17 protein-coding genes are annotated in these 23,090 nt (G+C 64.5%); 9 read left to right on the forward strand and 8 right to left on the reverse strand.

Annotated elements, in window-relative coordinates:
* Positions 1-14: 14 nt before the first annotated feature.
* Positions 15-1,223, reverse strand: a complete 1,209-nt coding sequence (locus tag BZG29_RS21630) for an efflux RND transporter periplasmic adaptor subunit (RefSeq protein ID WP_077407453.1) — start codon at positions 1,221-1,223, stop codon at positions 15-17.
* Positions 1,224-1,645: 422 nt separating this feature from the next.
* Between BZG29_RS21630 and BZG29_RS21635 the strand changes: the two genes are divergently transcribed.
* Both BZG29_RS21635 and BZG29_RS21640 read left to right on the forward strand, forming a co-directional pair.
* Positions 1,646-3,157, forward strand: a complete 1,512-nt coding sequence (locus BZG29_RS21635) for an ATPase domain-containing protein (RefSeq protein WP_077407455.1) — start codon at positions 1,646-1,648, stop codon at positions 3,155-3,157.
* An 8-nt stretch (positions 3,158-3,165) separates the two neighbouring features.
* On the forward strand, positions 3,166-4,710 hold the full coding sequence (locus tag BZG29_RS21640; protein ID WP_077407457.1) for an ATP-binding protein: 1,545 nt from the start codon (positions 3,166-3,168) through the stop codon (positions 4,708-4,710).
* 3 nt (positions 4,711-4,713) lie between these two features.
* Here the strand turns inward: BZG29_RS21640 and BZG29_RS21645 are convergent, their stop codons facing one another.
* Entirely contained in the window at positions 4,714-6,600 is a 1,887-nt protein-coding gene (locus tag BZG29_RS21645) for an MFS transporter (RefSeq protein ID WP_077407459.1), read from the reverse strand.
* 254 nt (positions 6,601-6,854) lie between these two features.
* Between BZG29_RS21645 and BZG29_RS21650 the strand changes: the two genes are divergently transcribed.
* Both BZG29_RS21650 and BZG29_RS21655 read left to right on the forward strand, forming a co-directional pair.
* Positions 6,855-10,037, forward strand: a complete 3,183-nt coding sequence (locus tag BZG29_RS21650) for a DUF2339 domain-containing protein (protein WP_253192670.1) — start codon at positions 6,855-6,857, stop codon at positions 10,035-10,037.
* Positions 10,034-11,515: a DUF3999 family protein gene (locus tag BZG29_RS21655; protein WP_077407463.1), complete on the forward strand. Its 1,482-nt coding sequence runs from the start codon at positions 10,034-10,036 to the stop codon at positions 11,513-11,515. The genes BZG29_RS21650 and BZG29_RS21655 overlap by 4 nt, the downstream gene beginning before the upstream one ends.
* A gap of 219 nt (positions 11,516-11,734) precedes the next feature.
* On the opposite strand, the gene BZG29_RS21660 is transcribed toward BZG29_RS21655, so the two are convergent.
* Positions 11,735-12,478, reverse strand: coding sequence for a helix-turn-helix domain-containing protein (locus tag BZG29_RS21660; RefSeq protein ID WP_077407465.1), 744 nt, complete (start codon positions 12,476-12,478; stop codon positions 11,735-11,737).
* A 160-nt stretch (positions 12,479-12,638) separates the two neighbouring features.
* Between BZG29_RS21660 and BZG29_RS21665 the strand changes: the two genes are divergently transcribed.
* From BZG29_RS21665 to BZG29_RS21675, 3 genes are read left to right on the forward strand one after another with little or no spacing between them, the layout of a single operon-like run.
* A complete protein-coding gene (locus BZG29_RS21665; protein ID WP_077407467.1) occupies positions 12,639-13,061 on the forward strand; it encodes a hypothetical protein in 423 nt (140 codons plus the stop codon).
* Between the two features lie 24 nt (positions 13,062-13,085).
* On the forward strand, positions 13,086-13,502 hold the full coding sequence (locus BZG29_RS21670) for a hypothetical protein (protein WP_150131020.1): 417 nt from the start codon (positions 13,086-13,088) through the stop codon (positions 13,500-13,502).
* 4 nt (positions 13,503-13,506) lie between these two features.
* Complete coding sequence (locus BZG29_RS21675) at positions 13,507-14,292, forward strand: DUF2145 domain-containing protein (RefSeq protein WP_077407471.1); 786 nt, start codon at positions 13,507-13,509, stop codon at positions 14,290-14,292.
* Between the two features lie 48 nt (positions 14,293-14,340).
* On the opposite strand, the gene BZG29_RS21680 is transcribed toward BZG29_RS21675, so the two are convergent.
* From BZG29_RS21680 to BZG29_RS21700, 5 genes are all read right to left on the reverse strand, one after another.
* Entirely contained in the window at positions 14,341-15,414 is a 1,074-nt protein-coding gene (locus BZG29_RS21680; protein WP_077407473.1) for an ABC transporter ATP-binding protein, read from the reverse strand.
* A gap of 22 nt (positions 15,415-15,436) precedes the next feature.
* Positions 15,437-17,227 carry an iron ABC transporter permease gene (locus BZG29_RS21685; RefSeq protein WP_070219148.1) on the reverse strand — a complete coding sequence of 597 codons (1,791 nt, stop codon included), beginning with the start codon at positions 17,225-17,227 and terminating at the stop codon, positions 15,437-15,439.
* 69 nt (positions 17,228-17,296) lie between these two features.
* Positions 17,297-18,394: an ABC transporter substrate-binding protein gene (locus BZG29_RS21690; protein ID WP_077407475.1), complete on the reverse strand. Its 1,098-nt coding sequence runs from the start codon at positions 18,392-18,394 to the stop codon at positions 17,297-17,299.
* A 48-nt stretch (positions 18,395-18,442) separates the two neighbouring features.
* A complete protein-coding gene (locus BZG29_RS21695; protein ID WP_077407477.1) occupies positions 18,443-19,423 on the reverse strand; it encodes a tripartite tricarboxylate transporter substrate-binding protein in 981 nt (326 codons plus the stop codon).
* 3 nt (positions 19,424-19,426) lie between these two features.
* Entirely contained in the window at positions 19,427-20,488 is a 1,062-nt protein-coding gene (locus BZG29_RS21700; RefSeq protein WP_077407479.1) for a porin, read from the reverse strand.
* Between the two features lie 214 nt (positions 20,489-20,702).
* On the opposite strand from BZG29_RS21700, the gene BZG29_RS21705 reads away from it, so the two are divergent.
* Positions 20,703-21,425, forward strand: a complete 723-nt coding sequence (locus BZG29_RS21705) for a response regulator (protein ID WP_077409227.1) — start codon at positions 20,703-20,705, stop codon at positions 21,423-21,425.
* A 23-nt stretch (positions 21,426-21,448) separates the two neighbouring features.
* On the forward strand, positions 21,449-22,927 hold the full coding sequence (locus BZG29_RS21710) for a sensor histidine kinase (protein ID WP_150131148.1): 1,479 nt from the start codon (positions 21,449-21,451) through the stop codon (positions 22,925-22,927).
* Positions 22,928-23,090 lie beyond the last annotated feature (163 nt).

Genomic DNA, 23,090 nt, shown 5'->3' on the forward strand with positions numbered 1-23,090 from the left:
AATATTCTCCTGAATTAGTGGGCGCTGGCAGCCGATGCGGCGGCAGAGGCGGCAGCGGCAGGCGCGTCAGCAGCCTTGGCCGGCACGGCAACGGCTGGTGCGCCTGGCTTGACTTTTTGCAAGCCTTCCACGATCACGCGGTCGCCTGCGGCCAGGCCGGACGTTACCAGCCAGTTGGTGCCGACGGTGCCGCTGGTGGTCAGTACGCGTTGCTCGACCTTGTTTTCCTTGTTCAGGATCAAGGCGGTTGCCTGGCCCTTCTGATTGCGCGTCACGCCCACTTGCGGCACGGTGATGGCTTTTTCATCGACGCCCGTTTCCAGCTGGGCACGTACGTACATGCCTGGCAGCAATTCGCCTTTCGGGTTCGGGAACAGCGCGCGCAAGATCACGTTGCCGGTGGTCGGATCGACCGTCACGCCAGCGAACTGCAGCTTGCCCGGTTCGCTGTACTTGCTGCCATCCGGCAGAATCAGGTCGACCTTGGCCTGGCCTTCGCCGACTTTTTTCAGCGAGCCGTCGGCCATCTGGCGCTTCAGGCGCAGCAGATCCGTGCTCGACTGGGTCACGTCGACATACATCGGATCGAGTTGCTGCACGGTGGTCAGCGCGTCGGCCTGGCCCGCCGTGACCAGCGCGCCGGCCGTCACGGTCGAGCGGCTGGTGCGGCCGCTGATCGGCGCCGTCACGGTGCTGTATTTCAGGTTGATGTTTGCCGTTTCCAGCGCCGCAGTGGCGGACTCGACGTCTGCCTTGGCTTGCTCGAACGCAGCGACGGCATCGTCGTATTCCTGGCGGCTCACGCCTTCGATGGCAACCAGTTCCTTGTAGCGCGAGGCTTTCGGACCGGCCGTCAGCAGGTTGGCCTTGGCTTTCGACAGCGCGGCCTTGGCCGAATTGTAGGCCGCCTGGTAGGTGGCGGGGTCGATCTGATACAGGGCCGTGCCGGCTTTCACATCGCTGCCTTCGACGAACAGGCGCTTCTGGATCAAGCCGCCGACTTGCGGGCGCACATCGGCGACCTGGTAGGCATTCGTACGGCCGGGCAATTCGGTGCTCATCGGCAACGCGGCCGGATTAACAGTAAACACGACCACCTGCGGCGCTTGCTGCGCGTGAGGTGCTTCCTGTTTTTTACTGCAGCCGGCCATGATTACAGTGGCGCACAGAACGGCAATAGCGCCGCTCGTACGCGGCGACGTCAAGGAAAATGTTGGTTGCATCTTGGACTTTCTGAAAAAGAAGCTGGCTAGTGTCGTTAGAAATGACTAAATTTATTAACGCAGATCAAAGAATGAACGATCATTCTAAAATCGTCAAGCATCGTTACAATTGAAACATAGTAACTATCAAGCGAATTAAATTATCAATGAGGCAATAAAATGAAGACAGCAACAGCGTCGGCACGCCAGCCAGGTCGAACAGGAAGCGGGCGGGCGGCGGCAAAACGGCAAAGCGGGAAAGTTGGATTGAATGGTTACTGTAGCAGGGTAATGCGTTTTTTGCTGAAGCCGTGATCGCGCGCGCAACACTGCCTTGCGCACACACCTCGCCTTCATAAATATTTACCAATGGTATCGAAAAGACATGGCGCGGCGGACGCGCTAGTATAGTGGCCACAGCGTGGCAAAGCGGGGGCGCAACGATGACAGCACAGGCGCGACATACAAGGCAGCAAGATGGCGCGAGCGGCCCGGACACCCCGCCACTGCTGTCGACGGGCGTCGCCGGCCTCGACGCCATACTCACGGGCGGCTTGCTGGCCGATCGCCTGTACCTGGTCGAAGGCGTCCCCGGCACGGGCAAGACCACCCTGGCGCTGCAATTCCTGGCCGAGGGCGCGCGCAGCGGCGTGCCCGTGCTGTATATCGCCCTGGCGGAATCCGAGATCGAGCTGCGCGGCGCGGCGCTGTCGCATGGCTGGGATCTGGCCGGCATCGCCATCGAAGAGGTGGCGCCCAGCGACGACATCCTCGACCCCGAGCGCCAGTACACCATCTTCCACCCGTCGGAAATCGAACTGGCCTCGACCAACCTGCGCATCCTCGCCGCCATCGAAAAGCACCGCCCTGCCCGCCTCGTGCTCGATTCGCTGTCCGAACTGCAATTACTGGCGGAGAACCCCCTGCGCTACCGGCGCCAGGTCATGGCCTTGAAACAATACCTGGCCAGCCGGCACTGCACCACCCTGCTGATCGATGACCGTTCCGCGCTGGACGACGGCTTGCAAGTGCGTAGCGTGGCCCATTGCGTGATCTCGCTGGAACTGCAAAACCAGGACTATGGCAATGACCGGCGCCGCGTGCGGGTGGTGAAATACCGGGGCGTGCCGTTTCGCAGCGGCACGCACGACTACAAGATCGCCCATGACGGCCTGATCGTCTATCCACGCCTGGTGGCGGCCGACACGCGGCGCGATGGCGACCACCGGCGCCTGTCGAGCGGCGTGCCCGAACTCGATACCATGATAGGCGGCGGCCTGGAAGAAGGCATGAGCACGCTCATTTCCGGCCCGGCCGGCAGCGGCAAGTCCACCCTAGCGGCACAATTCGTGCACGCGGCCACAACGCGCGGCGAACCGTGCGCCATGTTCCTGTTCGAGGAGGCGCGCAGCAAGCTGTTGAACCGGGCCGGCAACGTGGGCATGCACCTGCAGGCGGCACTCGACTCCGGCCTGCTGAGCGCCCAGCAAATCGATCCGGCCGAGCTGACACCGGGAGAATTCGCCCAGGCCGTGGTCGACGCGGCAGAACGGGGCGCCCGGGTCATCGTCATCGACAGCCTGAACGGCTACATGCATGCCGTGCCGAATGAACGCTTCCAGAGCACCTACCTGCACGAACTGCTCAATTACCTGAGCCAGCGCGGCGTGGCCACCCTGCTCGTCGGCGTGCAGCAAAACATGCTGGGCACCTCGATGACGACGGCGGCCGACGCCAGCTACCTGGCCGACAGCGTCATCATGCTGCGCTACTACGAAACGGAAGGCGAGGTGCGGCAAGCCATTTCCGTCTTCAAGAAGCGCGGCAGCGCGCACGAGCGCAGCATCCGCCGCTTCGAGATCAGCCCGCAGGGCATCCGCATCGGCCCGGCCCTGGCCGGTTTTCACGGCATCCTGTCGGGCTTGCCCACCATCGGCGGCACGCCTTTCCCCTAGGAGTTGCCATGGAGCAGCGCATCCTCATCTACGCGCCTGGCGGCCAGGACGCCGCCCTGGCCGCCAGGGTGCTCGCCGGCGAGGCCATCGCCAGCCACGCCTGCCGCTCCGCCGGCGAACTGGCCGAGCAGCTGGCGCTGGGCGCCGGCGGCGTGCTGACGGTGGACGAAGCCTTGCATGCAGGCGTGTACGCCGTGCTCGACGCCTACGCCCGCCAGCAGCCGGACTGGTCCGATTTGCCCATCATCCTGCTGACGCACGCGGGACTCGATTCCCTGCCTTTGCGGCAAGCCGTTGCCACCCTGGGCAACCTGACCCTGCTGGAACGCCCCGTACATATACTGACCCTGATCACCTCGGCCCACGCCATGCTGCGCGCGCGCCGGCGCCAGTACCAGGTGCGCGAAACGCAGCGGCGCAAGGATGAATTCCTTGCCAGCCTCGGGCATGAACTGCGCAATCCGCTGGCGCCCATCAAGACCTCCGTGGCCCTGCTCAAGCACCTGTATCCGGCATCCGAGCAGGTCAGCAAAGTGAGCGGCGTGATCGACCGCCAGGTGACGCACCTGACGCGGCTGGTGGATGACTTGCTCAACGTGGCGCGCATCACCAGCGGCAAGGTACTGCTGCAGCGCGAGAATATTGAATTGCAGCAAGTGCTCGAGCATGTGATCGAATTGTGCCAACCGGCTGCCGACAGCCGGCACATCAGCATCACGCAGGCGTTGCCGCCGCATGTCGTGACCTTGCACGCCGACTATGCCAGGGTGGTGCAGATCTTTGCCAATATCGTGTCGAATGCCGTGAAGTTCACGCCGGAGGGCGGCCACATCCACATGACGGCGCGCCTGGCGCAAGACCTGCTGCAAGTGACGGTCGAAGACAATGGCATCGGCATCGAGCCGGACGCCATCCCGCGCATCTTTTCCATGTTCGAACAGGGGCGCACGGTGGCAGGCCAGATGGCCAGCGGCCTGGGCATCGGCCTCAGCCTGGCGCGCCAGTTTGCCGAGATGCATGGCGGCAACATCGAAGCCTGCAGCGACGGCCCCGGCCGCGGCAGCCGCTTCATCGTCACCTTGCCGGCCAGCGCCGACGACGCCCAGGCAGGCACCCAGGCCACGCCGGCGGCAGCCGGCAGCGAGACGCCCGCCGGCGCTGGCCAGCCCGTGCAAGTGCTGGTGGTGGACGACAACCTCGATGCGGCCGATGCCTTGCAAAGCCTGTTCCAGCTCGAGGGCTATGCCGCCAGTGTCGCGTATGGCGGCGCGCAGGCCCTGGCGGCCGTCGACAGGTCGTGGCCGCAACTGGTCGTGATGGACCTGGGCATGCCGGACATGGATGGTTATGAGGCGGCGCGCCAGATACGCCAGCGTGCGCAGGGGCGCGAGGTGCTGCTGATCGCCCTGACGGGCTGGGGAGAGGCGCGCTCACGCACGGAACAAGCCGGATTCGACCATCACCTGACGAAACCGGTGGATTTCGCCGCCATCGCCGCCCTGCTGAAACAGCACCTGGCGCGGCGGGCAGGCGACGCTAGGCAAAAGGAATAATGTTTATTTCCACTTGCCGCGCAATTCCTGCACCTTTTGCTGCAACAGTTCCGGCGTGGCGGCCTCGGGCGCCACGGGCATGCCCACGGCCAGCGACAGGCGCGAGCGCAAGCCCGCCTTGAAGGCGCGCTCGAATAAATGGCCATTGCGATGGCTCAACAGATGTCCCCACAAGCCGCGCAGCGCCAGCGGAATCACGGGCACCTTGCTGCGCTCGACGATTTTCGCGATACCGCCCTTGAATTCGCTGATCTGGCCCGTGCGCGTCAGCTTGCCTTCGGGGAAGATGCACACCAGTTCGCCTTCGTGCAGCGCTTGCGCGATGTCGATGAAGGCCTTTTCCATGAGGAAAGGATCTTCCTTGGCCGGCGCGATGGGAATCGCCTTGGCCGTGCGGAAGATCCAGCCCATCAGCGGCATCTTGAAGATGCGGTGGTCCATGACGAAACGGATGGGGCGGGGGCTGGCAGCCATGATGACGATGGCATCCACATAGCTGACGTGGTTACACACCAGCACGGCCGCCCCTTCCGTCGGGATGCGCTCGCCATCGACGACTTTCACGCGGTGCACGGTCTGTATCAAAATCCACGCGAGGAAACGCATGAGGAATTCCGGCACCAGCGAGAAGATGTAGGCCGCCACCAGCGCGTTCAGGATCGCCGTGACGAGGAACAGTTGGGGAATCGTGAAACCCTGGCCCAGCAGCACGATGGCCACGCCGGCCGCCGCCACCATGAACAACGCGTTCAGGATATTCATGCCGGCGATCGTGCGCGAAATGTGCTTCGGGTCGCAGCGCGTCTGGATCAGGGCGAACAGGGGCACGATGAAGAAGCCGCCGAAGACACCGATCATGACGATGTCGAGCAAAATGCGCGGCACGCCCGCCTGGCTGACAAAGGCCAGCGCATCGACCACTTGCGTATTCGCATAGGCATTGCTGGCGAAATACAGGTCGATGCCGAACAGCGACAGGCCGATGGAGCCGAACGGCACCAGGCCGATTTCGATCTTGTGGCCGGACAAGCGTTCGCACAGCAAGGAACCCGTGCCGATGCCAACGGAAAACACGGTCAGCAGCAGCACGAACACGCTATGGTCGCCATGCAGGAAATCCTTCGAGTACACGGGGAACTGCGCCAGGATCAGGGCGCCGTAGAACCAGAACCAGGAATTGCCCAGCATGGCCAGGAAGACGGGACGGTTCTTGCGCGAAAAATTCAGGTTGCGGAACGATTCGGCGACGAAATTCAGGCTCACCTTCAAGTCCGGCTCGGGCGCCGGCGTGCGCGGCACGCGGTAGCTGGCGACCAGGCCGAAGACGGCCACGGCAATCGTCGCGCCGGCCACCAGTTCCACGCCCAGCGGCTTGTGCACGATCAACACGGCGCCGAGGATTTCGCCCAATAAAATGCCGACAAAGGTGCCCATCTCGATCAGCCCATTGCCGCCGACCAACTCCTCGGGTTTGAGCTGCTGCGGCAGGTACGCATACTTGACGGGGCCGAACAGGGTCGAATGCACGCCCATGCCCACCACGGCGGCCACCAGCAGCCACAGGGTGTGCGTCATCCAGCCGGCGGCAGCCACGGCCATGATGGCCAGTTCCATCCATTTCACGAAACGGGCCAGGCCCGCCTTTTCGAACTTGTCGGCCAGCTGGCCCGCCGTGGCTGAAAACACGACGTAGGGCAGGATGAACAGGCCGGGAATCAGGTTGGTGATGGTGGACGGGTCGAGCGTGGTCCAGCTCAGCGCATCGTAGGCGAGGATCACCATCAAGGCCGTCTTGAACAGATTGTCGTTGAATGCGCCAAAGAACTGGGTCCAGAAGAAGGGCCCGAAACGGCGCTGCGACAATAAGGAAAACTGGCTGCTTTGACTCATGGCATGGGGAACTGGCAATTAAGGAATTGCTAAAATACAGCACTATCTTGCGCACGACAATCTGAATGTCGTCATCTTGCTTGGCATCAATACGGAAAACCGCCTGCCGCGCCATGCTGGCCTTGCCGTCGCACGCACTGCCTCGCACTTGCCCTGGCACAACAGAAATCGCCTGTTTCTTAATAATAAGGTAATGTGCGCATACAGCCGGCGCCCCTGCCCGCCCCTCCCGGAAAGCTGCCTACATGTTTGGAATGACATCATTGACCATCCTGGCCTTGCTGGTCACCGGCTTCGTGCTGGTGCTGCAGCACCGCCGCAAGGTGGCGGATCTGGAATTGCTGACGGCGCGCTTGCGCAAGGAAGTCGACGGCATGCAGCAGCGCCTGCGCGCGCTGGAAGGCCAGGCCGAAGCGTCTGCGGCCACGCCCGTCGTGTCCATCGCACCCGCCGTGCCCGAAAGCGTGGCGCCAGTGCCCGCGCCGGCGCCCGCCCCCCTGCCGCAGGCGGCCGCGTTCAAGGTGGCCGAGGTGGCGCAGGCCGCGCCGGCAGCAGAGCCAGCACCCGCCGCACCCGTGCCACCGCAACCAGCGCCACCGGCCCCCTCCAGGCCCGCCCCCGCCGCCAGTACCCCGTCCTGGATCGCGCGTCAGGATGGCTTGCTTGCAAAGGCGAAAAATTGGTTATTCACCGGCAACCTGGTCGCCAAGCTGGGTTTATTGATCCTCTTCCTCGGCGTCAGCTTCCTGCTCAAGTATGTGTCGGCCCAGGTGACGCTGCCCATCGAGCTGCGCCTGGCCGGCATCGCGCTGGCCGATATCGCCCTGCTGGCCTGGGCCTGGCGCATCCGCCTCAGCCGACCCGGCATCAGCCTGCCGCTGCAGGGCACGGCGCTGGCGATCTTGATGCTGGTCACGTTTGGCGCCTTCCGCCTGTATGAACTGATCCCGGCCGGACTGGCGTTTGCCGTGCTGTTCGTGCTGACGGCGTTCACGTGTCTGCTGGCCGTGCTGCAAAACGCCGTCTGGCTGGCCGTCTTCGGCATCGTCGGCGGCTTTGCCGTGCCCTTGCTGGTGTCGACGGGCAGCGGCAACCATATCGGCCTGTTCAGCTATTACGCGCTGCTCAATGCGGGCGTCTTCGCCATCGCCCTGAAACGCGCCTGGCGCGTGCTGAACGTGCTGAGCTTTGGCTTCACCTTTGTCGTCGCCACCACCTGGGGCCTGCTGCGCTACTCGCCCGAGCACTACCTGTCGACGCAACTGTTTCTGATCCTGTTCGTGCTGTTCTATATCGGCATCGCGATTGCCTACTGCGCGCGCCAGGCGCCGCGCCTGAAGCACTACGTGGACGGCACCCTGGTCTTCGGCACGCCGCTGGCGGCCATGGGCCTGCAATACGGCCTGGTCCGGCACTTTGACTTCGGCCTGGCGTTTTCCGCGCTGCTTGCCGGTTTGACCTACACGGGACTGGCCGTGGCGCTGTGGCGCCGCGCAGGCTTCAAACTGCTGGCCGAAGCCTTCCTCGCGCTGGGCGTCGTCTTCGGCACCCTGGCCATCCCGTTCGCCCTCGACGGCCGCTGGACGTCCGCCGCCTGGGCGCTGGAAGGCGCGGGCATCGTCTGGGTCGGCTTGCGCCAGCGCCAGACGCTGGCCTGGGCCTTCGGCTTGCTGGTGCAGGGGGCCGCCTGGCTTGCCTTCCTCGGCGCCATGCAGGAACTCAATACGGCAACGGCCCTGGACGCCAACATCTGGCTCGGCTGCGCGCTGCTGGCCGCCGCCGCGCTGGTGATGGCCTTCAATTTCCGCCGCCACGGCAGCCACTTGCATCCGGAATTCATGAGCAGCCTGTCCGTGCTGTTCCTGACGGCCGCCACGGTCTGGCTGCTGGGCGGCATCTGGAGCGAAATCCTGCTGCGCACGGATGCCGCCACGCAACTGAACCTGCTCACCGTCAGCGCGCTGGCGGTGGCCGCCCTGCTGGCGGTGCTGGCGCGGCGCGAGCAATGGCATGCGCCGCGCGCGCTGCTGCTGGCCGTGCAGGTACTGGCCGGCATGATATTGCTCAGCCGCGCCAGCTGGGCCTGGGACCAGCATCCGGCCAACCTGTTCGGCGGCTCCTTCCTCAGCGCCCTGCTGCTGGGCGCCGCCGCATTTGCCAGCGCCCGTTTCCTTGCGCTGCGCGCGCGCGGCGGCGACGAGCTGCTGGCCCTGGTGGCGCGGCCCCTGCTGGCCTGGAGCGGCTTGCTGTGGTTTGCCGCCATCCTCGTGCCCTTCACCAGCTGGCTGCTGCGCCTGATCGACGGCAACCTGGAGCTGCAAGCGCACGCGGGCGAACACTGGCTGGCGCTGTACCTGATCGCCGTCTGCGTCACCACGCCCGCGTTCGCCCTCCTGGCGCGGCGCCTCGATTGGCCGCAGCTGCGCTGGATCAGCGTGGCCGCCTGGCTGGGCCTGGGCTTGTGGAGCGTCAACCTGCTGCTGGCCTTGTACCTGCGCGATTACCTGCCGGCCGGCTTGAGCTGGCTGGCCCTGGCCAGTGCCCTGGCGGCAGGAGAATACCTGCTGCTGGCCTGGCCGCAAGCGGGCTGGCAACTCGACGTGCGTGCGCTGCGCCTGCTGCATACGCTGCGCACGGCGGCGCCATGGCTGATGCTGTGGCCGCTTGGCGCCATACATGTCAGTACTTGGCTGGCACGGCATGAAGGCAGCGTCAGCCCCGCCTGGGCCCGCTACTTACCGGCCTGGGCCATGATGCTGGTGCTGGCTTGGCTGATCCGCCGCTGCCGCGCTGGCGCCTGGCCGGTGGCGCCGATCGCAGCGTGGTACCAACGTTATCTGATACCGCTGGCGGCGGCATGGTCGCTGCTGCTGATCGCCGCATGGAACATTTTCGACGACGGCGCCATGGCACCGCTGCCGTACTTGCCATTGCTCAATCCGCTGGACCTGAGCACGGGTTTTGCCGTCCTGCTGGCCGTTGCCAGCTACCGTTTATTCCCGGCCGGCCAGATGCCGCTGCCCGCCGTGTGGCAGGCGCGCCTGCCTGTCGTGGCCGCGTGCCTGCTGTATGGCTGGTTCAACCTGATGCTGCTGCGCACAGTGTCGCAGTACCTGGGCGTGCCCTACACCTTTGACGCCATGCTGGCCTCGCAGTTCGTGCAAGCGATGCTGTCGCTGGTGTGGAGCGTGACGGCCCTGCTGCTGATGCGCCACGCGGCGCGCCAGCAGCGGCGCCAGCAATGGAGCCTGGGCGCCGTGCTGCTGGGGCTGGTCGTGCTGAAACTGTTCCTGATCGACCTGTCGAACGTGGGCGGCATCGAGCGCATCGTCTCCTTCGTGGGCGTCGGCTTGCTGATGGTCTTGATCGGCTACCTGGCGCCCTTCCCCAAGGCTGCCGCGCCCGCTTCAGCCGAACCGCAACAAGGAGCCGCATGAAACCCTCATTGATCTGCTGCAGCCTGCTGGTGACAGGCGCCGCGCTGGCCGCGCCTGGCCAGGACCGGCCACAGGACTATGCCTGGAGCATGCCCATGCAGGTGCCGGCCGGCGCCGGCATCGTCCAGCTAACATTGCCCAGGGACGTCTACCTGCACGCCCGCTCGGCCAGCCTGGCCGACCTGCGCCTGTTCGACGCGGACGGCAAGCGCCTGGCCTACGCCATCGGCGCGCCGCCCGCGCAATCGGCCACGCAACGGACAGCCATTCCCGCCCGCATTTTCCCCGTGACGGGCGCGCCGGCAACTGGCGATGGCTTGCAAGGCATCGATATCCGCACGGCGGACGATGGCCGCTTGCTGTCGGTCAGCACGCGCGCCGGCACGGCAGCGACCACGGCGGCGCTGCAAGCGCTGATCCTCGACCTGGGCAAGCAGACGCAAGACAAGCGCATCGCCGCCTTGCGCTTCACGCCGCCGGCCCGCACGGACAATTACAGTGCGCAAGTGCTGCTGGAAGTGAGCGATGACCTGAAGCAATGGGACGCCATCGGCACCACCACCCTGAATTGGCTCAGCAACAGCGACACGCAAACCCTGGCCAACGACAGCATCACCTTTGCGCCGCGCGCCTTCCGCTATGCGCGCCTGAGCTGGCAGGCGGGCGAAGCGCTGGCCTTTGCGGCGATCACGGCGCAAGCCGTCAGCGAAACGGAGATCGCCCCAGCGCGCGCCTCCATCGTGCTGCAAGGCTTGCCCGGCAAGCAGGCGAATGAATGGCGCTACGCCACGCCCCTCGCCATTCCCGCCGACAGCATCGCCCTGCAATTGACGCACAACAATGTGGTGCTGCCCGTGACCCTGGGCGTGTATCGCCAGAACAGCTATGTTCCCCGGCACCGGCTGCACCTGCGCCACCAGGCGCGTCCCGCGCAAGGCGCGTATTTCGATCCCCTGCTGAGCACGACGTTTTACCGCATCGGCCTCGATGGCAAGGAGAGGATCTCGGGCGACCTGGCCATGCCCGTGACGCAAACGGGCGAATGGGTGCTGCTGACGGCCACGGATCTCCAGCTCGACGCCAGCGATGCGCCCGCCCTGCGCCTGGGCTGGACGCCGGCTACCGTCGTTTTCCTGGCCAGCGGCAAGCCGCCTTATCAGCTGGCATTCGGCAACAGCAACGCCGCCGCCGTGGCGCAACCGCTGTCGCAGGTGGCGCCCGGCTTCAAGACGGACGAATTGCTGGCGCTCAAGACGGCCAGCGCCGGCCCGCTCCACCCCAACGGTGGCGCGGCGGCACCAGCACGCGCCACAAAGGACGGGGCACCGTGGCGCCTGGCCGCATTGTGGGGCGCACTGCTGCTGGGCGTGGGCGTGCTGGGCTTCTTTGCCTGGCGCTTGCTGACGCAAATGAAACAGGAACAACAGGAACAAGAGGGGCAGCAGAAATCGGGCCAACAGCAAACGGGCCCGCAATAAATGGATCGGCAAGCAATGGGCCGGCAAGCAATGGAGGATGGCGGAAACCGGCGCGATTAGCGGCCAGACTAGCGGCCAGAAAGACCAGGCGCCACGAATGGCACTCTGTGGCGACTGACTTGCTGACTTGCTGACCTGCTGACCTGCTGGCCTGCTGGCTTCACTGCTTGCTGGCTTGCTGACTTGCTAGCTGACCAGCTTACCGGCCGGCTTGCTCGCTCACTGCCGCAGCAACGCCTTGAACGTCTGCGGCATCCAGGGACGCGCCGCCAGCATAAAGCTGATGGCCAGGCGCTCATCGCCGGGCAGGCGCGCGTCTTCCTGGTGTTGCTGCGAGAATTCCACCGCCACTTGTTTCAGGCGTTCCAGCAAGGCTGCCGTGGATTTTTTCGACAGCATCACGTTCACCAGGCGCAACAATTCCGTCTCGCCATCGAATTGGGAATTCAAATAGTCACCATAGGCTTCCTTTTTGAAATACGTGTGGATGGGCCCGTTCGGTATCCACGCAAACGTGCGCGCCACCAGCAGTTTGACCCGGTTATTCGGCAGCAGTTCCAGAAAACCGATCTTGTCGAGGCGCAGCAGGTATTTCACGGCTTGCGCCTCGCTGATGTCATAGATGGCGACGATCTGTTCCAGCGGCAGCAGGTTCAGGGCAGAGACGGCCACCACGAACAGCCGGGTGTCCTCGATGATTTCCTTTTCCTGCGCATATGTCAGTCCCGTGATCAGGGTGGGCGCAGCCTGGGCAGACTGCACGGCCAGCGCCAGCTGCTGGAAATCGCTGCCGATGGCCACCAGGATCTGGTCCAGGCGCTGCAAGGTAAATTGCTTCTGCGAAAACATCCGCTTGACGCTGGCTTCGGATACGCCGATGCGCTGGGCCAGCTCGGCATACGTGACGGCGCGCGCTTTCAACAGGCGTTTCAAGGCTTCGATCAAGGCGTGGGTTTGCGGCATGCATTTCCTTTGTAAAAATGGCATCGGTTCTGTCGGCAAAAAAGTAGCGCAATACGCTACCTGCGGTATGCCTGCCCGCTACGAGTAGCGTTTTCATTGACCAATTGCCCACAGTCTACAATGATGGCGTTGCCACTTGGCACACTTGAAGGAGAAACACATGAAACGCCTGCTGCCCCTCTGCCTGTCCCTGTCGCTGTTGACGCTCTCCGTGGCCGCTCCCGGCCTGGTCCACGCCGCCGCCTCGGAGAACCTGTCGAATGGCTCGCAAAACCTCAGCCAGGGTTCCGCCATCGTTGTCGCCGGCTCCATGTCGATGCTGGTCGCCTCCGGCCAGGTGGTGGTTGCCAGCGTGGAAACGGTGGGCGAAGGCATCGTCATCGTGCTGAAAGGCGCGTCCGAAGCGGGCGGCGCTTCCATCCAGATGAGCACGCAAGCGGCCAAGGGCCTGTCGCTGGCGGCCGGCACCGTGGTCAACGTGGTGGCGCTGTCCACCGGCCATATGCTGGTTCTTTCCGGCAAGGCCATCGCCTTCATCCCGAACGAACTGGGCAAGGCGCTGCTGCACCACTCCAAAGTGTAACCACCAATGAAAAACGAAAATCCCATGAAACATTTGCTCGCCACCGCCCTGCTGTGCGCCGCCACCATGGCGCCGCTGGCCCAGGCCGCCAATTCCGACACCGCCAACGCGTCCGACAACGCCAGCATGGCCTCGGCCATCGTGCTCGTCGGCTCCATGTCGGTGCTGGCCGCCGCCGGTGAAATCGTCATCGACAAGGTGGAAGACGTGGCCGACGGCAGCGTCCTCGTACTGAAGAGCGCAGCCAGGGGCGCCTCGCAGGCGGCCACGGCCTCCGTCAAGCTGAGCCAGAAAGCCACGCAAGGCCTGTCGCTGGCGGCCGGCACGGCCCTCCAGGTGGTGGCAGTCTCGACGGGCCACATGCTGGTACTGTCGGGCAAGGCCATCGCCTATGTGCCGAATGCGGCCGGCAATGCCATCCTCCACCATTCGAAAGCGTGAACCCATGAAACGCCTGACTGTCATGATCATCAGCCTGGCCCTGGCCGGCGCCGCCCATGCGGGACGCTCGTGCGAGGAAAAGCAAACGGATGCGACCACCCTCGTCAAATCGATGGATCTGGCGCAAAAGACCCTGCAAGCGCTCGATGGTTCGGGCGCGCAAGTGGCGCTGGTGGCGCGCGCCGGGCAAGACCTGTCGAAGTACAATTTGCGTTATTCGCACATGGCGCTGGCCTGGCGCGACCACCCGAAAGGCCGCTGGCTGGTGGTGCATGAACTCAATGAATGCGGCACGGCGCAATCGTCGCTGTACAACGAAGGCCTGGGCAATTTCTTCATGGACGATGTGTTCATGTATGAAACCCTGATCCTGATTCCGGGCCAGGATACGCAGCAGCAGCTGGCGCGCCTGTTGACGTCGAACACGCCCAAGCGCCTGCATGAGGCGCACTACAATATGCTGGCCTACCCGTTTTCCACCAAGTACCAGAACTCGAACCAGTGGGTGCTGGAAACCCTGGCCGCTGCCAGCAACGAGCCGGGCAAGATCGAAACGCGCGCCGAAGCGCAAGGCTGGCTGCGCAGCGCCAGCTACGCGCCGCAGACGCTGAGCATACCGGCCGCCACGCGCCTGGGCGCGCGCATGTTCCGCGCGAATATCGCCTTCGACGACCACCCGTTCGAGCGCCGCATGACGCGCCAGATCGACGTCGTCACCGTCGACTCCATCGTGCGCTTCATGCGCCAGCGCGAACCGAAAGTGCAGGAAATCGTCGTGCGGGGAAATTAAGGTCGCGGCAGCACGGGCGAGGCGGCCAGGAAGGCCACCTCGCCACCATTAAAACACCCAGAGCTTATCGGCCGGCATGTGCAGCCAATACTTGCCCGCCTCGAGCTTGTGGCGCGAATACGCGCGCAGGCTGATGTTCTCGGCGCCGCCGCGCTCGAACAGGCACTCCCAGCGATCGCCCAGGTACATGCACGTCAGCAGCGGCAGCTCGATGGCGTTGTCGACCTGCGTGGCGCTGATCTTCACTTCCTCGACGCGGATCATGGTGGTCACTTCCGTGCCCGCGTTGGCGCCGCGCGCCACGCCCTGCATGGAAGCGCCATCGACCAGCAGGCGCACCTGCTTGCCTTCGCGCTGTACCACCTTGCCGGGCAGGCGGTTGTTGCTGCCCATGAATTCGGCCGTGAACAAGGTGTCCGGCGTTTCATACATGCTTTGCGGCGTGCCCTGCTGCTCGATCTTGCCGTTATTGAGCAGCAAGATACGGTCGGAAATGGCCATCGCCTCGCCCTGGTCATGCGTCACCATCAGGGCCGACAGGCCCAGGCGCACGATCAGTTCGCGCAGGAAGGCGCGCGCTTCCTCGCGCAGCTTGGCGTCCAGGTTCGACAGCGGTTCGTCGAGCAGGATCACGGGCGGGTTGTACACCAGCGCGCGGGCGATCGCCACGCGCTGCTGCTGGCCGCCGGACAGCTGGTGCGGATAGCGCTCGCCCAGGTGTCCGAGTCCCAGCTGCGTCAGCACTTCCTTGATGCGCGCGGCAATTTCCGTGCTGCCCATCTTGCGCAATTTGAGGCCGTAGGCGACGTTGTCGAACACGGTCTTGTGCGGCCACAGCGCGTACGACTGGAACACCAGTCCCAGGTTGCGATGCTCGGCCGGCATCTCGAAATGCTTCGCGCCGTCGAAGACATTGCGCTCGCCGATCTGGATGGTGCCCGCCTTCGGGCTTTCCAGCCCGGCGACGGCGCGCAGCAAGGTGGTCTTGCCGCTGCCCGAAGGCCCCAGCAGGGCGACCACTTCGCCTTTTTGCAGGTGCATCGAGACACCTTTCAGGATCTGGTTGGCGGCAGCGCCGGTGCCGTAGTCCAGGTACAGCTCATTGACGGTCAATTCATTCATGATGTGGTCTCAGTCTTTGTATTTAGTTATGCAACTTCACGCCGAAGCGCAGCGCGATGCCCAGGCCGATGGCCACCAGGGTGATATTGATGAAGGACAGCGCCGCCACCAGGTCGGTCGAGCCGCCCGCCCACAGCGACACCAGCATGGCGCCGATCACTTCCGTGCCCGGCGAGAGCAGGTACACGCCCGTCGAATATTCGCGTTCGAAGATCAGGAACACCATCAGCCAGGCACCCAGCAAGCCGTATTTGATCAACGGCAGGGTCACGTCGCGCGTCACCTGGCCGCGGCTGGCGCCGACGGCGCGCGCCGCCTCTTCCAGCTCCGGCCCCACCTGCAGCAGCGCCGTCGAAATGAGGCGCATGCCGTAAGCCATCCACACCACCGAATACGCGAGCCACAGGGCGAAGATGGTCGAGCGCACTTCGCGCAGCACGGGGATCACATGGCCGCTCAGCCACAGGGCCACGCCGTTGTCCATGCCTTTCAATATGCCGTCGAGCCAGGCCGGCACGAACAGGAACACCCACAGGAACGACAGGCCGGCCAGCAGGCCCGGCACGGCGCGCGGCACCAGCACGCTGTAATCGAGCAGGCGCGTGATGCCGTCCTGCTTGCGGTGCATGGCCAGCGCGATGAAGCTGTAGCAGCCCACGGCCAGCGCGCCGCCGACGACGCCGATCAGGATGGTGTTGACGATGCCGCGCACCAGCGAAGGCTGGTCGAAAATGTCGCGGAAATGCTGCAAGGTCAGCACGTCGGCCAGGTGCACGCCTTCGCCCCAGTACTGCACAAAGGAGCGCAGCACGATGCCCGTCAACGGCAGGATGATGGTGAAGATCAGCCAGCCGGCCAGCAGGGCGAACGCCAGCCACTTCCAGCGGCCCAGCGGCATGGCCTTGCTGCGCGCGCCCTTGCCCTTGATCGACACATACTTGTTGGCGGACTTGAGCAGCCAGCGCTGTATCATCACCAGCGGCATGGTCACCATCACCAGGCAGACGGCGACGGCGGCCATCAGGTGGTACGACGGCGTGCCGAGCTTGTTCGTCAGCTTGTACAGATAGGTCGGCAGCACCAGATGGCCTTCCGGATCACCGAGCACCAGCACCAGGCCGAATACCTCGAAGCCGAGGAAGAACACCAGCACGCCCGCATACGCCAGCGCCGGCATGATCATCGGCAGCGACACATTGAGCATCACCTGGATCGGCGAAGCGCCGGCCACGCGGGCCGCTTCTTCCACATCGGAACCCAGGCTTTTCAGGGCCGACGAGGCGTACAGGTAGACGTGCGGCACGTGCGTCAGGCCGGCGATGATGACGATGCTGGTGAAGGAATAGATATTCCAGGGCACGAAGCCCAGCAGCTCCTTGGCCCAGATCGAATAGAAGCCCACGGGTCCCATCGAGACGACGTAGCCAAAGCCCATCACCATCGGCGAGACAAAGATCGGCACCAGCAGCATGGGTGCCACCCAGCCGCGACCCGGCAAATCCGTGCGCACCATCAGGAAGGCCAGCATGCCGCCCAGCGGCACGGCGATGACGGTCAGGCCGAAGGCCAGCATCAGGCCATTCTTGAAGGCCATGGCGAAATCGGGATCATCGAAGATGAAACGGTAGGAATCAAAGCCGAATTCGCGCACCGGCATGAAGAAGGGCGCGTTCAAAAAGCTCTGGTAAAAAATCAGGAACAGCGGCAGGAAAATGGCGACCAGGGTGATCGCCACGACCACGCCGCGCGGCCAGTTCAGGCGCGACAAGGGAGAGCGCGACCGTGCAGGCAGCGGCAAGATAGCAGTTTGCATGATGAATCCAATGAATGAAGGGTACGGCATCCGTCCGCGGGCACGCGCCTGCGGACGGCCAGGACGGCGTTACTTCTTGCCGGCTGTCTCTTTCCATTGTTTGAGGAAGGCCATGCGCTTGGCTGGCCCCAGGAATTGCAGGATGATCGGATGCACGGGCACCGGCTTGACGTTGGCCGCGCCGATTTCCTTGATCAGCTCCGCCGAGGTGGTCTCGCCCGTGACGTCGGCGCGGATGGCGAACAGCTTGGCGCCGTTGGCGATGATGGTCTGGCCGCGGTGCGACAGGATGTAATCGAGCCACAGCTTGCTGGCATTGACGTTCTTCGCGTTCTTGTTGATGAACTGCACGCGCGACAGGATCAGGGTGTAATCCTTGGGCAGCACCACGCCGATCGACGGGTCGGTCTTGGCGCGCACCAGTGCGTAGGAACCCAGCACGTTGTAGCCGATCAGGTTTTCACCGGACGAGATACGCTCCATCATGGTGCCCGTCGACGACTGCACGCGCACCTTGGCCGTGCCGAACGCGTTTTGCAGCGCCAGGAATTGCGGGTATTCCTTGGCATCCTGCGCCATGAACATGAAACCGACACCCGATTTTTCGATGTCGTAGGTGGTGACCTTGTCCTTGAACTTCGGCGTGGCGATCAGCTTGACGAAGTCGTCGTGGTTCTTCGGCACTTCCTTCGGGTCGAGCAAACGCTTGTTATAGACGATGGCGGCCGGCTCGAACGTGGTGCCGTAGGCCTGGTCGTCCCACATGGCCCAGCCGGGGATCTTGGCCGCTTCGACCGACTTGTACTTCAGGGCGTAGCCGTCCGAGGCCAGGCGCATCTGCAAGTCCATCGCCGACGACCACATCACGTCGGCCGTGTTGCCACCGGCGGCCACTTCGGAAATGAAGCGGTTATACACTTCGGTGGAATTCATGTCGTTGTATTCGACCGAGATGCCGGGATACAGGGCGCTGAAATCCTTGATCAGCGGCGCGGCGGCCTTGCTGTCGGTGGCGCTGTAGATCACCACCTTGCCTTCCTTCTTGGCCGCGTCGATGATCTTCTGGTAGTCGGCCGGATAACCTGCCGGCACTTGGGCGAAAGCGGCGCCGGCCAGGCTGGCAAACGCGGTGGCAAGGGCGGCTTGAAGCAGGGTCTTGGTTTGCATGGGGTTGTCTCCGTCTATGAATAGGTTTTTTATTTAATGGAATGTCGTTCAGCGCATCAGGCCAAGCTCATTTGCCTGCCTCGTATACTCATCGACCGCCTTCCTGACATACGCGGTCAGCTTCGGCCCCGTCAGGGCAAATGGATACAGGCCGGCCTGCGCGCGCCATTCCGCAAACTGCGGCGTGGCCATGACGCGGTCAAAGGTGGCCACCCAGCGCTGGTAGTCCGCCTCCGGCACCTGGGGCCCCATCCACACGCCGCGGATGATGGGCCAGACCACGTCGACGCCTTGTTCGCGCGCCGTCGGCACGCCGGCCAGCACGCCCGGCAGGCGCTTCTCCGACAGCACCGCCAGCACGCGCGCATGGTTGGCGCTGGCGTTCAGGGTGGCTTCGGACGTGTCGCCCGAGACCACCTGCACATAATCGGCCTGCATCGCCGTAAACACTTCGCCGCCGCCTTCGAGCGCGACAAAACGCAGCACTTTCGGATCGATGCCGGCCTGGCGCGCCACCAGCGCCATCTTCAGCCAGTCCTGGCTGCCGATGGTGCCGGAGACGCCGATCAGCACCTTGTCCGGATGCTGCCGCAATGCCGCGATCAGGTCGCCCAGCGTCTTGTAGGGCGAATCGCTGCGCACGGCGATCATGCCGTAGTCGGCGCCCAGCGCCGCCACCCAGCGCACGTCACCCGCCTTGGCATTGCCGAACTTGCCCTGCGCCAGATTCAGCAGCGAGCCGCCCGAAAAGGCCACCAGGGTGTTCGGCTCCGCGCGGCGGCGCTGCGAACCCATCGAGTGCCAGGCCACGGCGCCGATGCCGCCGGGCAGATAACTGATGCGCATCGGCGCCATGGCGGCTGCCGCGCCCTCCTGCGCCAGGCCTTTTTTCGCCAGCTTGCAGGTCAGGTCCATGGCGCCGCCCGGCTTGGACGGCACCACGCACTCGGCCGGCGCCGACGCCTGCGCCCCCGCCACGGCAGGCAGCAGGCACAGCAACGACAGGAGCAGGGAGCGCAGCATCGTCATGCCTTAGAAGCGGTGCTGGATGCCGGCGATCAGGCCGCGCTGCGTGTCGCCGAAACCGGCATCGTCACGCGACAGGCTGACCAGCTGGTTGTGCTTGGCCTTGGCGTAGGCGCCGGCCACGTACAGGTCGGTGCGCTTGGACAGCGCATAACGCACGCGCGCCACGTACATGATCGGATCGGCATTGAGGTTGGCGACCACGTTTTTCACGTCCTGGTAGTAGATCACGCCCGTCAGGGTGATCACCGGCGTGGTCTTGTAGCTGACGCCGCCCCAGTACAGGGTGCCGCGCACGTCGGCCTTGCCGGCGGCGGCCGGATCGAGCTTGTAGTCGCGCGCCGCAGCCTGCACTTTCCACGGGCCGTCGTCATACATGGCGCCCAGGTGGTACACCGTGGTCTTGTCGCGCGCGCCGCCGGCAATGGCATTGCCGTTCACCTGCTCATACGTGGCCAGCAGGCTGACAGGACCGGTCTTGTAGGTGACGGCCGTGGACAGCTTGGCGCTGTCCGAGTTGCCCGTCGACTGCTCGCCGAAGCCGTACGATGCGCCGTAGCTGAAGTCGCCCGTCTTGCCCGAATACTTGACCATATTGTCGAAGGCCGTCGTCATGCCGTATTTGCTCGGGCCCGTCGCGTTGGCCGAAGTAGCCCACGAATAGAACGGCGCATAGGCCATCGGATCGAACGGCAGCACGAAGTCATACACGGTGGTGAACGAGCGGCCCAGCACGACGCGGCCAAACGCGCCTTCCAGGCCCACGTTGGCCTGGCGCTTGAACAGCGCGCCGTCGGCCGCGCCCGTGTCGACCAGGATGCCGCCTTCCAGATTGAAGACGGCTTTCAGGCCGCCGCCCAGGTCTTCGCTGCCCAGGATGCCCCAGCGCGAGGTGTTCATGCCGCCGGAGCTCACTTGCGTCATCGAGCTTTTGTTCGGACCGGCGTTGCTGGTGGTGCTGACGCCGGCGTCCAGGCGGCCGTACAGGGTGACGTTCGATTGTGCCTGGGCGCTGCCAGCGGCGGCCAGGACAGCCAGAGCGGCCAGCGAGTATGCGGTCTTCTTCATGTAGAGTATCTCCCTTAGATATAGTTATTAGTGATATGCCTGATCAATTTCATGAATCAGGATCACACTATATGAGCGCGATCCTTTCAATTCGCTTTCAGACTGACAGGTGTCGCCAGCCAGCCACAAAGGGGACAAACATATTCATCGCCGCCCCTGTCGGCGCAGCGCCGGCAGGCTTACACTGCATCCATTTCAACGAATGGCGGAGACCATGCGCATATTATTAGTGGAAGACCATCTGGAGCTGTCGCACTGGCTGGCAAAGGCCCTGCGCGACGCGCACCTGACGGTGGAGACCGCCCACAACGGCGCCGATGCCGACGCCCTGCTGCACACGCAGGAGTACTCGCTGGTGCTGCTCGACCTGACCCTGCCGAAGATGGATGGCCTGGACGTGCTGCGCCGCCTGCGCGCGCGCGGCGGCACGCGCGGCAAGACTCCCGTCATGATACTCACTGCGCGCGGCGGCCTGGATGAAAAAGTGCAGGGCCTGAACCTGGGCGCCGACGACTACATGGCCAAGCCGTTCGAGCTGGCCGAACTGGAAGCGCGCGTGAAAGCCCTGCTGCGCCGCAGCCAGGGCAACGAAGCCCTCGTGCATACCTGCGGCGCCCTCAGTTTCGACACCGTCACGCGCATGTTCAGCTATGCCGGCGCTCCGTTTCCCCTGACCCCGCGCGAACACGCCGTGCTCGAAGCGCTGATCACGCGCTCGGGGCGCGCCGTGTCGAAGGAAAAGCTGTTCGACGAAGTCTTTGCGCTGGCCGACGACGCCAACCTGGACGCCATCGAACTGTATATCCACCGCGTGCGCAAGAAGCTGGAAAGCGGCGTGGAAAGCGGCTCGCCCGACGGCGCCGTCATCACCACCCTGCGTGGCATCGGCTACCTTCTGCAGCCGCGCAGCGCCATGGCGCCGGCCGCGCCGAAATGACCGTGCGCGCCCCACGCCCGCCCATGCTCGAACGCCTGCGCCGGCGCTGGGCGCAGGGCCGGCCGCTGGGCAGCCTGCGCAGCCAGCTGCTGCGCTGGCTGCTCATCCCCTTGGTGATGCTGGTGCTGCTCGATGCCGTCTTTGTGTACCGCAACGCGCTCGACGCGGCCGACATGGCCTACGACCGCTCCTTGCTGGCGTCGACGCGGGCGCTGGCCGAGCGCGTCTCCATCGTGGGCGGCAAGGTGGTGGCCGAAGTGCCTTACGTGGCGCTCGACAGCTTCGAAACCGATACCCTGGGCCGCATCTACTACAAGGTGACGGGCATCAACGGCGAACTGGTGTCGGGCTATGGCGACTTGCCGCCCGTGCCGAAAAACGTGCCCCGCTCGCAGAATTATCCCGCCCTGGTGCGCTTCTACCACGCCGACTACCACGGCAAGCCGATCCGCATCGCCGCCCTGCTGCAACCCGTGTACGACGACTCGATGCGCGGCATCGCCCTGATCCAGGTGGCCGAGACGCTGGACGCGCGGCGCGGCCTGTCGAACCAGATCCTGTTCGACACCCTGAGCTGGCAGGCGGCGATGATACTGGTGATGGGCGCCCTCGTGTGGTTTGCCGTGCGCCTGGTGCTGCGTCCGCTGATGCGCTTGAAAACGGAGGTCGAGACGCGCACCCTGTCCGACCTGTCCGACGTCGATCCCACGCTGGTACACAAGGAAATGCGCCCTCTGGTGAGCGCCATGAACGGTTCCATGTCGCGCCTGCAGCAGCTGATCGCCAGCCAGCGCCGCTTCATCGCCGACGCCTCGCACCAATTGCGCACGCCGCTGACGGTGCTGAAAACCCAGGCCGAACTGGCCATGCGCGAGTGCGACCGCCAAGCGGGCGCGCCGCCGGACATCGCCGCCCTGCGCGACATCGTGCGCTCGATCGCCGCCACCACCGATTCGACCGTGCTGCTGGCCAACCGCCTCCTGACCCTGGCGCGCATCGAGCATGGCGGCGACAGCCTGGCGATGGACACCGTCTCCTTGCGCGACGTGGCGCAGCAGGTGGGACTGGAAATGGCCATGGCCGCCGTCGGCAGGCAAATCGACCTGTCGCTGGAAGCGCCCGACGAAGCGCCCGTGCATGGCCAGGCCCTGCTGCTGCATGAACTGGTGGCCAACCTGGTCGACAACGCCCTGCGCTACACGCCGCAGGGCGGCAGCGTGATCCTGCGCGTTCGCGCGGCGCAGACGGGGAACGGCCACGAACACGGCGCCGTGCTGGAGGTGGAAGACAGCGGCAAGGGCATCCCGCCGGCCGAGCGCGAACGCGTATTCACGCCGTTCTACCGCGTCGGCACGGCGCTCGAGAGCAATCCAGGCGGCGCGGGGCTAGGTTTAGCCATCGTGCGCGACATCGCCGCCCTGCACGGCGCGCGCCTGGAGCTGGAGACGGCGGAAAATGGCCAAGGCTTGAAAGTCAGCGTGCATTTTGGCGGTGCCGCATGATGTCCGGCACAGATAGTCATTCGACACGAAGCGTTGCCCAAAAACAACACGTAGTTTATTTCTAATATTTTTTAAATAATTGCCTTACATAAACATATTCATCCCTATACAATTCGGCTCCCATTAAGCGGCGAGGCAGTCTCTCCGCATTAATTACCTAGGA

The organism is Janthinobacterium sp. LM6 (assembly GCF_002002885.1).
Classification (GTDB): domain Bacteria; phylum Pseudomonadota; class Gammaproteobacteria; order Burkholderiales; family Burkholderiaceae_D; genus Janthinobacterium; species Janthinobacterium kumbetense.